The 10,572-nt window shown below is 70.1% G+C and carries 6 protein-coding genes and 3 pseudogenes; 5 read left to right on the top strand and 4 right to left on the bottom strand.

Translation table 11 applies throughout. The features are described 5' to 3' along the window. Window positions 1–200 precede the first annotated feature (200 nt). Together BJF83_RS18620 and BJF83_RS18615 are read left to right on the top strand one after the other, a co-directional pair. Window positions 201–968, top strand: a complete 768-nt coding sequence (locus BJF83_RS18620; RefSeq protein WP_075927322.1) for an arginase family protein — start codon at window positions 201–203, stop codon at window positions 966–968. Between the two features lie 124 nt (window positions 969–1,092). Beyond that, window positions 1,093–1,616, top strand: a pseudogene (locus tag BJF83_RS18615) (globin). Window positions 1,617–1,632: 16 nt separating this feature from the next. On the opposite strand, the gene BJF83_RS18610 reads toward BJF83_RS18615, so the two are convergent. Beyond that, a complete protein-coding gene (locus tag BJF83_RS18610) occupies window positions 1,633–2,067 on the bottom strand; it encodes a thioesterase family protein (protein WP_143831969.1) in 435 nt (144 codons plus the stop codon). A 156-nt stretch (window positions 2,068–2,223) separates the two neighbouring features. Continuing rightward, window positions 2,224–4,316, bottom strand: a pseudogene (locus BJF83_RS18605) (prolyl oligopeptidase family protein). 378 nt (window positions 4,317–4,694) lie between these two features. Between BJF83_RS18605 and BJF83_RS18600 the strand changes: the two are divergent. The 3 genes from BJF83_RS18600 (at window position 4,695) to BJF83_RS18590 (ending at window position 7,488) form a co-directional block, all read left to right on the top strand. Then, window positions 4,695–5,195 carry an HNH endonuclease gene (locus BJF83_RS18600; protein WP_075927324.1) on the top strand — a complete coding sequence of 167 codons (501 nt, stop codon included), beginning with the start codon at window positions 4,695–4,697 and terminating at the stop codon, window positions 5,193–5,195. A 608-nt stretch (window positions 5,196–5,803) separates the two neighbouring features. Continuing rightward, window positions 5,804–7,174 carry a group II intron reverse transcriptase/maturase gene (gene ltrA, locus BJF83_RS18595; RefSeq protein WP_075927320.1) on the top strand — a complete coding sequence of 457 codons (1,371 nt, stop codon included), beginning with the start codon at window positions 5,804–5,806 and terminating at the stop codon, window positions 7,172–7,174. Between the two features lie 107 nt (window positions 7,175–7,281). Next, complete coding sequence (locus tag BJF83_RS18590) at window positions 7,282–7,488, top strand: zinc ribbon domain-containing protein (protein ID WP_075927319.1); 207 nt, start codon at window positions 7,282–7,284, stop codon at window positions 7,486–7,488. 53 nt (window positions 7,489–7,541) lie between these two features. On the opposite strand, the pseudogene ilvD reads toward BJF83_RS18590, so the two are convergent. Both ilvD and BJF83_RS18580 read right to left on the bottom strand, forming a co-directional pair. Continuing rightward, window positions 7,542–9,403 (bottom strand): annotated as a pseudogene (gene ilvD, locus BJF83_RS18585) (dihydroxy-acid dehydratase). Window positions 9,404–9,597: 194 nt separating this feature from the next. Then, complete coding sequence (locus BJF83_RS18580; RefSeq protein ID WP_075927318.1) at window positions 9,598–10,428, bottom strand: nuclease-related domain-containing protein; 831 nt, start codon at window positions 10,426–10,428, stop codon at window positions 9,598–9,600. Window positions 10,429–10,572 lie beyond the last annotated feature (144 nt).

Raw genomic sequence — 10,572 nt, 5'->3', positions numbered from 1 at the left:
GGAGAGCTACGAGGCCGGGCTGCACCTATGCGGTGCGATGCTCTGGCTCCGCAGCATCGCACCGCGTCCATAATTCGAACTCCAGACAGGACCTAGTGCGGATCGGCTGAAACCCCCGTCCTGGATCGCGGTTCCCCGGTCGCGTCGGGGCGGCGGAAATCGGGTGTGCCGGGCACCGCGCGTGTCTGTATGGTCCAGTCATGACCATTCTGCGTGTCCCCTACCACCTCGACGAACACCTGCCCGACCTGTGGCCCCCGCTGCCCGGCGCCGCGCAGACTGTGGTCGCCGAGTTGCCCGACGGCGACGTGTGGTCGCGCATGACCGTCCTGCACGGGGTCGTCGCCGAGCGCGTCGCCGACCACGCGCGCGCTGGTCGGGTCCCGGTCGTGGTCTCCGGTGACTGCATGGTGGCCCTGGGCGCGGTGGCGGGTCTGCAAAGGGCCGGGGCGGACCCCTCCGTCGTCTGGTTCGACGCGCACGGGGACGTGCAGACGATGCAGACGAGTACCTCGGGGTACGCGGGCGGGATTCCCCTGCGCGTGCTGACCGGCTACCGGCCGGACCCGGCCACCGCACGGCTCGGTCTGCGCGACGTCGCGGAGGATCGGATCCTCCTCGTCGACGGACGCGACCTCGACCCGGCGGAGGAGGAGTACCTGCGCGCGTCGGCGCTGCGGGTGAGCGCGGTCCCGGACATGGCGGCCGACGCGCTCCCGGAGGGCCCCCTCCTGCTGCACGTGGACCTCGACGTCATCGATCCGGGCGAGGTACCCGGAGTGCTCTTCCCCACCCCGGACGGCCCCTCCGCCGACGCCGTGGTCGGCGCGGTCCGTCGCGTCCTGGAGACGGGTCGGGTGGCCGCCCTCAGCGTCGGCTGCACATGGCGGTCGGACGCGGAACTGGACCGTGACGGCGGTGTCCGAGCCCGCCTCCTCGCCGACCTGCTGGCACCGCTGATCCGGTGAACTGCGCACCCCCTGGTTCGGGCGGCCGTGCACGGCCGCCCGCCAACGTGCCGGGGAGCCGCGGTATTCCCGCCGGGACGGACCGACCTGACGGGCCCGGAAGAGTCGCATACCCTGGTGGGCGATGACTTTCGCGCGAGATGACCACCACGAGCAGGGCGAGGGGCCGGTGCAGACGACGTTCTACGAGGCCGTGGGGGGCGAGGAGACCTTCACCCGCCTGGTACGCCACTTCTACGAGGGCGTCGCCGCCGACCCCCTGCTGCGGCCCATGTACCCCGAGGAGGACCTGGGCCCGGCCGAGGAGCGCCTGCGCCTGTTCCTCATCCAGTACTGGGGCGGCCCGCGAACCTACAACGAGCGGCGCGGCCATCCGCGGCTGCGGATGCGGCATATCCCGTTCCGGATCGCGCCGCCGAGCGCGACCGCTGGCTGGAGCACATGCGCGCCGCGATGGACTCCCTGGAGCTGCACGAGGTCCTGGACCGGCAGATGTGGGAGTACATGGTGATGGCCGCGCACAGCATGGTCAACGTTCCTGAGGAGGCCACGCCCCCGGCGGTGGCCAGGCCGACGTCCGTCGCGGTGGCCTCCGCGGAGCGCCGTGACGGCGACGAGGGCGAGACCGTGTCCGTCTCCCTGAAGTAGTCGCGCCCGGACGACCTCAGGCGTACTGGGCGAGGTAGGCGCGCTCGGTGGCGTCGAGCCGCCGCGCGCTCTGCGTGGGCACGTCGAATCCGACCAGCACCGTCCTGGCGCGCAGGTACACGGTCGTGTGGTCGCGGATCTCGTAGGCCAGCGTGCAGCTCGCGTGGCGGACCTCGGTCACCCACAGCTCCACGCGCACCGGGTCCTTGCGGGGCAGCAGCGGCGCCACGTAGTCCGCCTCCTGGCGGGCCACGACCATGGCGCCGAAGATCTCCTCGCCCGCGTCGACCCCGCCGCCGTAGCGTAGGAACGAGATCCGCGCGTCCTCCAGATAGGTGAGCATCCGCACGTTGTTGACGTGGTGCTGGGGGTCAAGGTCGGCGTAGCGGACCTGGGCGAGGTGCACGTGCCGCCGAGGCACGGTCCCGGTCCCGTTGCCTGCGGCCTCCATCTGGGTCACGTACCTGGTTCCTCTCGTGGGTGGCTCTCCTGGGGGTGGGCGACCTCGATTGTCCCAATACCCCCAGGAGCCCGTTCGGCCGCCCGGTCACCAGCGCTGTGGCGTGGGTCTCCTCCCGGCGGCCGGATGCGCGGGTCGGACCGCCGATCAGGCCACCGACGCCCCCAGATGGTGGGCGAGGAAGGCCAGCTGCTCGGCGCTGAGCGACACGCTCCGGCTCACCGAACGGGAGCTGTGGCCGACCTCCGACTCGCGCCGCAGCAGGATCGGACGCTCCTCCAGCGACGCCGACGTGGCCCACTGCATCAGCGCGCACAGCTTGCGCGCGTGCATGGGGTCCACCCGGGTGTCGTTGTCGAACACGGTGAACAGCGTCGCGGGGTAGCGGGTGCCCTCACGCACGTTGTGGTACGGGGAGTACCCCAGCAGCCACCCCAGTTCCTCCGGTTCGTCCGCGCTCCCGTACTCGACGTTCCACAGTTGGCCCAGTCCGAAGCCCTCGTAGCGCACCATGTCGAGCAGGGGTGCTGAGCACACCGCGGCGGCGAACAGGTCCGGGCGCTGGGTGATCATCGCGCCGACCAGGAGCCCGCCGTTGCTCCCACCCATGATCGCCAGCCGATCGGGGGTGGTCACACCCGTCCCCACCAGGTGTTCGGCGGCGGCCGCGCAGTCGTCGAACACGTTCTGCTTGTGCGCGAGCATCCCGTCGCGGTGCCACTCCTCGCCCTCTTCCAGTCCGCCGCGCAGGTTGGCCGTGGCGTACACGCCTCCGGAGCGCACCCAGGCCAGGACCGACGCGGAGTAGGAGGGGGTCAGGGAGATCCGGAAGCCGCCGTAACCGTAGAGGACGGTCGGGCGGGGACCGTCCGCCGGCTCGGCGGGGGAGACCACGAGCATGCGCACGGGAGTGCCGTCCCCGGACGTGAACGTCACCAGTTCGGTGCGGACGTCGGGCGGGGTGACCGCGCCGGGTGCGTCCGCCCAGACGGACACGGCGCCGTCGCGAGCGTCGTACCGGTACACCGACGAGGGGTGGGTGCTGTCGGTGTAGCCGAACCAGGCCTCGTGGCCGCCCTCGGGCCGTTCCATGAGCACGCCGACCGTTCCCAGGCCAGGCATGTCCAGCGAACCGAGCCGCTCGCCGGTGGCCAGCTCGTGGCGCGTGACCTCGCTGACGGCGTGGTGGCTCCAGGCGACCAGCATCTCCGGCCGATCCATGCCGGGGCCGTCGAGGATCGCGAAATCCTCCAGGACCGCCTCGGCGTCCTCGGCGACCAGTGTGGTCCAGTGCTCGTACCCGGGGGTGGCCGGGTCGGTCACGCACACGCGGCCGCGCGGGGCGTCGCGGTCGGTGTACAGGTACAGGCGTCCGTCCCTGCTGACGTGGGCGGACAGGGTGGCGTCGACGCCCTCCTGGATGGGAACGAGCCTGGGGGCGTCCAGTTCTGCCTCGGTCAGGTCGGCGATCCACATGTCGGTGGCCGAGGAGGTGCCGCGCACGGCGAGCAGGATGAGCCAGCGGCCGTCACGGCTCACGGTGACGCTGAAGTACTCGGTCTTGTCGCGGCCCTGGCCGAAGACGAGGGCGTCCTCGTCCGCGGAGGTGCCCAACCGGTGCAGGTAGACGCGCCTGTGGTAACTCTCCTCTCCCTCGGGGACCTCGTCGGCGGGCAGCCGTCGGACGAGTAGAAGGCGGAGGAGTCCGGGAGCCAGGCGATGGGGCTGTAGCGCGTGCGGTCGATCGGCCCGTCGACGGTCTCCCCGGTCTCGACGTCCATGATCCTCAAGAGCGACTCCTCGTCGCCGGCCTCGGAGAGCTGGTAGGCGAGCAGCCGCCCGGAGCGGTCCGGCTTCCAGGAGTCCAGGGTGGTCAGTCCGCTCGGGTCCAGCGCCCCGGGGTCGACCAGGACGCGTTCGGGCCCGTCCGGGTCCCGGACGTGCAGGACTCCGTGCTCCTGCTCCGCCGTGCGGCGGGTGAAGAAGTGGCGCTCGCCCCGCCACACGGGGGCGCCGACGTGCCCGGCGCCCATGAGCGACCGGACCTGGTCGCCGAACCACTCGCGCGCCCGGAACCGGGGGAGGGCCTCGGAGTAGAGGGTGTCCTGGGCGGTGGACCACTCCTTGGTCGCGGCCGTCCGCGGATCCTCCAACCACCGGTAGGGGTCGGCGACCGCGTGGCCGTGCAGGGTCTCGATGATGTCCAGCCGCTCTGCTGGCGGGTAGCCAAGTTCACGCATACTTCGCACCCTATCCACCGATATCTCACTCCCGGTGTTCGGCGCGGCGGCACCGTGAAACGTGGTTGGGGGGGCGCACAATGGGTGGAGGAAAGCCACGACCCGCGCTTTCCGGGCGTCCTGACGAAAATTGGGGTGGCGCCGAGGCCGTCTGACCACGCACACTGAATGCGGGACGCAACTCGGCGGGAACCACCGGGAGGTCCGTGTGGCAAGGCGAACGGAAACACCGATCCCAGGATCGGTGAACAGGGAGGTTTCCTGGCTGGCCGAACGGCTGGCCGGGGAGGAGACACGGCCGTGGAGCACGACGGCCGGGGCGGAGCGATGAGCGCCCAAGGCAGCCGGGAGGGCGGCCCACCGACCGCCCGCCGCCACGTGCTGCTGCTCAACGCCAGCTTCGAACCACTGACGACACTGCCGCTGCGCAGGGCGATTCTGCTCGTGCTTCGGGAGAAGGCCGAGGTCGTGCACGGGGACGAGGCCGGAGCGGTGCTCCACTCGGCGACCCGGTCATACGACGTGCCGTCGGTCATCCGGCTCAGACGCTACATCAGTGTTCCCTACGGTCGCAGGGTGCCGCTGACGCGGGTGGCGCTCATGCGCAGGGACCGGCACACCTGCGGTTACTGCGGGAAGAAGGCCGAGACGATCGACCACGTGATTCCCCGCAGCCGCGGCGGGGCGCACGTGTGGGAGAACGTGGTGGCGGCGTGCAAGCCGTGCAACCACCGCAAGGCCGACAAGTTCCTGGACGAGCTCGGATGGGAGCTGCACATCACCCCCAAGGTGCCCAAGGGGCCGCACTGGCGACTGATCAACGGTGACCTGCACGGCGACCCTCAGTGGGAGCCCTACATGGCTCATCTGGCGGCCTGACGCCGCGGGGCCGGGGCCACGCGTCCCCGGCCGGCCCCGCGGCTGCCCCCTCGCCTCCGTCGCGCGGTGTCCGGGAGACGGAGGGCGGCCGTATTCTGATCGCATGGTGCGTCCTGGAAGCTGTGTCAGGCCAGCGGGTGGAAGTCCCGTCCGGGTAAGCGCCGGAGCGCCCGGTAGCAGGCCCCAGCCGTGCGGGGAGACCCGCCCGGCCGAGCGGGGTGTCACAAGCCTCTTCGGAGGGAGCAAGAACGCGGGCCGTAGCATCAAGCGAACTCTGCAGCCTCGTCACAGATACAACGGTCAGAGCCGAGCCGGTCATGTCACGGCGAAGGCCACGTCCGGCGAACCCGGTTCCGGAAGCGGTCCGCTGGATCTACCCGGGGTAGGGGAGACGGCACGCGTTCACGGTCTGGCACGGAACAGGAGAGGCCCGTCCGCGCACGCCTGCGTCGGGCAGAGACCGCTGGTATAAGCCGATGGTGAAGTCCAGCGGAGCGCGGCGGGAGTCCGAGCGGGGCATAGTACCGGTGATCGGCGTGCAACAGAACGCGCCGGGAGGGAAGGGCCCGCACTTTGATCACGCTCGCGGCGGGGGTAAGCGTCAGGGCATGGCCGGGACCGCCCGGCCCAACAACCCCGGCAACACCGTTGCCGATCCCGGGGCCGTGGTGCCCATCGGGAAGGTGCGAAAACTCAGGCGCAAGCTATGGGCTGCGGCCAAGCAGTCCCCGGAACGCCGCTTCCACGCTCTGTTCGACCGTATCTGCAGGGATGACGTCCTGCGGGAGGCGTGGCGGCGTGTGAAGGACAACCGGGGCGGGTCCGGTATCGACCGGATCACCTTGGAAGATGTGGAGTCCTACGGGGTGGAGCGGATGCTCGATCAACTCCGACAGGACCTGCTGGAAGGGAAGTACCGTCCGTCGCCGGTGCGGCGGGTGGACATCCCCAAACCACGGGGCGGCACGCGCCCCTTGGGTATCCCCACCGTTCGCGACCGGGTGGCCCAGCAGGCGGCCAAGATCGTGCTGGAGCCGGTGTTCGAGGCCGACTTCCTTGAGTCGTCCTACGGGTACCGGCCCAGGCGGTCGGCTCTTGATGCGATGGAGCGCCTGCGGGTCGGCTTCATCAAAGGGGTCACCTATGTCGTGGAGTTCGACATCCGTGGCTTCTTCGACCATATCGACCATATCGACCATGACCGGTTGATGGGCGAGGTCGCCAGGCGGGTGTCGGATCGGCGGGTGCTCAAGCTGGTGCGGTTGTGGCTGCGTGCGGGGGTGATGGAAGCTTCTGGTGTGTCGCGGACGGTCGCGGGCACGCCGCAGGGCGGGGTGATCTCCCCGCTGTTGGCCAACGTCTACCTGCACGTGCTGGATACGGAACTGGCGGCATCGGGAGTCGGTGCGCTGGTGCGCTACGCCGACGACGGGGTCGTGATGTGCCGTTCCCGGCGCCAGGCCGAGCGGGCGCTGGCCGAGGTCGGCCGGATTCTCGCCTGGCTGGGTCTGGAGCTGCACCCGGACAAGACTCGGATCGTGGACCTCAGGAAGGGCCGGGAGGGTTTCGACTTCCTCGGATGCCACTTCAGGGCGCGCGTGTCGGGCCGGTTGTGGGTCAAGAAGCGGATCGTGCGCTACTTCCTGCAGCGGTGGCCCTGTCAGGCGGCGATGAAGCGGCTGAGGGAGAAGATCCGGGACCGGACCGGTCGAGCTCAGATGGGTCGGGACGTGCGGGTGGTGATCGCCCGGATCAATCCGATCCTGCGGGGTTGGGGTGTCTGTTTCCGTACCGGGAACGCTGCCACCGAGTTCAGAGCGGTGGATGTCTGGGTCGTCCTGCGGCTCAAGGGGCTCATGATCAAGAAGCGTGGGCGCAATCTCCGGGCCGGTCAGGCTGCTGCCTGGACGGAGGAGTGGTTCAACCAGCAGGGCTTGTACAGGCTTCGCGGGACTGTCCGTTATCCGGGTGCTGTGTAACCGGTCGAGAAGATCATCGGTAAGCCGTGTGCGGGAAAACCGCACGCACGGATTGAAAGGGGGATGAGGAGACGGGCCCGGAACGGGTACCGCGCCTCTGACTACCAATGCCCAGATACGACTTCCGCTGCCGCGAGTGCGGCACCGCCTTCGAGGTCTCCCGCCCGATGGCCCTGGCCGGCGATCCCGCCGACTGCCCGCACGGCCATGACGACACGGTGCGCCTGCTGTCCACCGTGGCGGTGGGCGGACGCGCCGCCGCACCAGCACCCTCCGGTGGCGGAGGGTGCTGCGGGGGCGGCTGCTGCGCCTGACCGGTCCGAGGCCGGGGCCAGGGACACCCGGGGTGCCGATCCCCGGGCCTGCTCTAGCGCTCGATCTGCGACACGTCGCGCGCCGCGCCGGTCGAGGCCGAGGTGGCCATCGCGGCGTAGGCGCGCAGCGCGGCGGTCACCGGGCGCTCCCGGTCGCGCGGCTGGAAGCGGCCCAGCTCCTTGATCAGCCGCTCGCGGCGGGCGTCGAGCTCGTCCGCGGGGACCTCCAGCACGATGCCGCGGTTCGGGATGTCGATGCTGATGGTGTCGCCGTCCTCGACCAGCGCGATGTCGCCGCCGGCGGCCGCCTCGGGGGACGCGTGCCCGATGGACAGGCCCGACGTGCCGCCGGAGAAGCGGCCGTCGGTGATGAGCGCGCAGGCCTTGCCCAGACCGCGGCCCTTGAGGAAGCTCGTCGGGTACAGCATCTCCTGCATGCCGGGCCCGCCCTTGGGGCCCTCGTAGCGGATGACGACCACGTCACCGGGCGCGACCTGCTTGGAGAGGATGCCGTCGACGGCGTCCTCCTGGGACTCGAACACCTTGGCGGGCCCGGAGAAGGTCCACAGCTCCTCCTCCACACCGGCGGTCTTGACGATGGCGCCGTCCGGGGCGAGGTTGCCGAAGAGCACCGCCAGCCCGCCGTCCCTGGTGTAGGCGTGCGGCACGGCGCGGATGCAGCCCTTCTCCCGGTCGGTGTCCAGGCTGTCCCATCGGGTGCTCTGCGAGTACGCCTTGGTGGTGCGCCTCCCGCCGGGCGCGGCGTGGAAGAGCTCCACGGCCCGGTCGCTGACGGTGTCGCCGGCGATGTCCCACTCGGCGATGAACTCGCCGACGGTCGTGCCGTGGACGGTGGGCAGGGAGGTGTCCAACAGGCCGCCCCTGGCCAACTCGCCGAGGATGGCGGGGATGCCGCCCGCGCGGTGGACGTCCTCGATGTGGTACTTCTCCGTGTTCGGCGCGACCTTGCACAGGCACGGCACGCGGCGGGAGACGGCGTCGATCTCCGGTAGTCCGAAGTCCACGCCCGCCTCCGTGGCGGCGGCCAGCAGGTGCAGGATCGTGTTGGTGGAGCCGCCCATGGCGACGTCCAGGGCCATGGCGTTGCCGAAGGCGGCCGGGGTGGCGATGGACAGCGGCAGGACGGACTCGTCCTCGTCCTCGTAGTAGCGCTTGGCGGCCTCGACGACGAGGCGTCCGGCGTCCTCGTACAGTGCGCGGCGCGCGGTGTGGGTGGCCAGCACGGTGCCATTGCCCGGCAGGGCCAGGCCGATCGCCTCGGTCAGGCAGTTCATCGAGTTGGCGGTGAACATACCCGAGCAGGAGCCGCAGGTCGGGCAGGCGGCCTCCTCCATCTCGTCCAGCTCCGCCTGGGAGACGCTCTCGTCGGCCGCGGCGATCATCGGGTTGATCAGGTCGAGCTTGCGGACCGTGGTGGCGGTGCCGTCGACCACGGTGACCTTGCCCGCCTCCATGGGGCCGCCGGAGACGAACACCGTGGGGATGTTGAGCCGCAGCGCGGCCAGCAGCATGCCGGGGGTGATCTTGTCGCAGTTGGAGACGCACACCAGGCGTCCGCGCAGTGCGCGTTGACCATGTACTCGACCGAGTCGGCGATGAGCTCGCGGCTGGGCAGGGAGTAGAGCATGCCGCCGTGGCCCATGGCGATGCCGTCGTCGACGGCGATGGAGTTGAACTCGCGCGGCACCCCGCCCGCCTCGCGGACCGCGTCGGCGACGACGTCGGCGACCTCGCGCAGGTGGACGTGGCCGGGGACGAACTGGGTGAAGCTGTTGGCCACGGCCACGATGGGCTTGCCGAAGTCCTCGCGCTCCACGCCGGTGGCGCGCATGAGAGCGCGCGCGCCTGCCATGTTCCTGCCGTGTGTGACCGTGCGTGATCGTAGCGCGGGCATGGGGTGGGCTCCCATCGGTTCCGGGTGTTTCCCCTCGATGGTAGTCGCCTTCGGGCCTGCTTCGGTCTCGAATCCGAAGACCCGATGTCCGAATCATGAGACGAAAAGGGGTGCCCCGACGCACGTGCGGGGCCCGGGAGGGACCACGGCGCCGTGGTCCCTCCCGCGCTTTTCCCGGACGGGTTCCCGAGCTGTCAGTACCGGGGCGGAAGCGCCTTCTTGGCGGCCTCGTAGATCTCCTCGATCTCGCGCTCGTCCAGCCGGTCCCGGCCCGTGCGCAGCCACTTGCGGACCTTGGTGCCGGTGATGATGTCGACGCCGCGCAGCCGGTGGCTGTCCCAGGGCATCCCGGGGCCGTAGATGGCCAGGGAGGCACGCACAGAGATCTCCCGGCCCAGTTCCTTGCTGATGAGTTCCTCGGCCCGTTTGGCCTCCTCCAGCGCCTCGTCGATCCGCTCGTTCTTGCTGAACCGCCCGTGGTAGAGCTTCTCCAGCTTGTTGCGCAGGGGCAGGCGTCGGTCCCACGACTCGGAGTCGATCGCGAACGCGCCGCGACGGCCCACGATGAAGTGGTCGATCTGCCCGTTGCCCCCGGGGACCGCGCGGGCGTGCAGGACGCGGTAGCCGAGCTGCTTCATCACCCGTAGTTGGACCTCGGTCTTGCGCTGGGCCGCCGAGGGCTTGCGCCACCGGGGGACCTCCGACTCACGCCGGGCGGCGTAGACGGTGACGCCGACCAGGGTGACCAGACCGAGGGTGACCCCGATCCGCCAGTCCGCGGTGAGCAGTCCGAGGGCCAGGGCGACCAGCGCTGCGACGGCCGCGCGAAGGGACCACTTACGCGCGGTCTCGCTGGACTTCAGGGTTCCGTAAAGCGCCTTAGTGCCCGAATTGTCGCTCTTCTTCCTTTGCTGAGGGAAAAAGAGCTCTTCGGGGCTGCTCGCCGCCGATGGTGAGTCGCTCGGTTGGGCGCGCTCGTTCGTTGTCGTTGCCGATTCCACGTCGGACAGGTTAGTTCCATCCATATCCGAGTCCTAGTGCATGACTTCTCACACTTTTCTTCCCTCGTTCCCCCGGCCGCATGCGTGTCCATGACGCGGGGGAAGGGAAGGATCACTGTTTCGACAGTCTCTCTAGAGAAGACCACCACGCAGTGGTGCCCCGTGACG

This window comes from Nocardiopsis sp. CNR-923, from assembly GCF_001942255.1.
Taxonomy (GTDB): domain Bacteria; phylum Actinomycetota; class Actinomycetes; order Streptosporangiales; family Streptosporangiaceae; genus Nocardiopsis.
The sequence above is the reverse complement of the archived record's forward strand: the minus strand, read 5'-3'. Positions and strand labels throughout refer to the sequence as shown.

What these genes read in the sequence shown, in the direction of transcription:
- BJF83_RS18590 (WP_075927319.1), top strand. Translation starts at nt 7,282, where the DNA reads ATGCCCAGATACGACTTCCGCTGCCGCGAGTGCGGCACCGCCTTCGAG.
- BJF83_RS18610 (WP_143831969.1), bottom strand. Translation starts at nt 2,067, where the DNA reads ATGGAGGCCGCAGGCAACGGGACCGGGACCGTGCCTCGGCGGCACGTG.
- BJF83_RS18620 (WP_075927322.1), top strand. Translation starts at nt 201, where the DNA reads ATGACCATTCTGCGTGTCCCCTACCACCTCGACGAACACCTGCCCGAC.
- ltrA (WP_075927320.1), top strand. Translation starts at nt 5,804, where the DNA reads ATGGCCGGGACCGCCCGGCCCAACAACCCCGGCAACACCGTTGCCGAT.
- BJF83_RS18580 (WP_075927318.1), bottom strand. Translation starts at nt 10,428, where the DNA reads ATGGATGGAACTAACCTGTCCGACGTGGAATCGGCAACGACAACGAAC.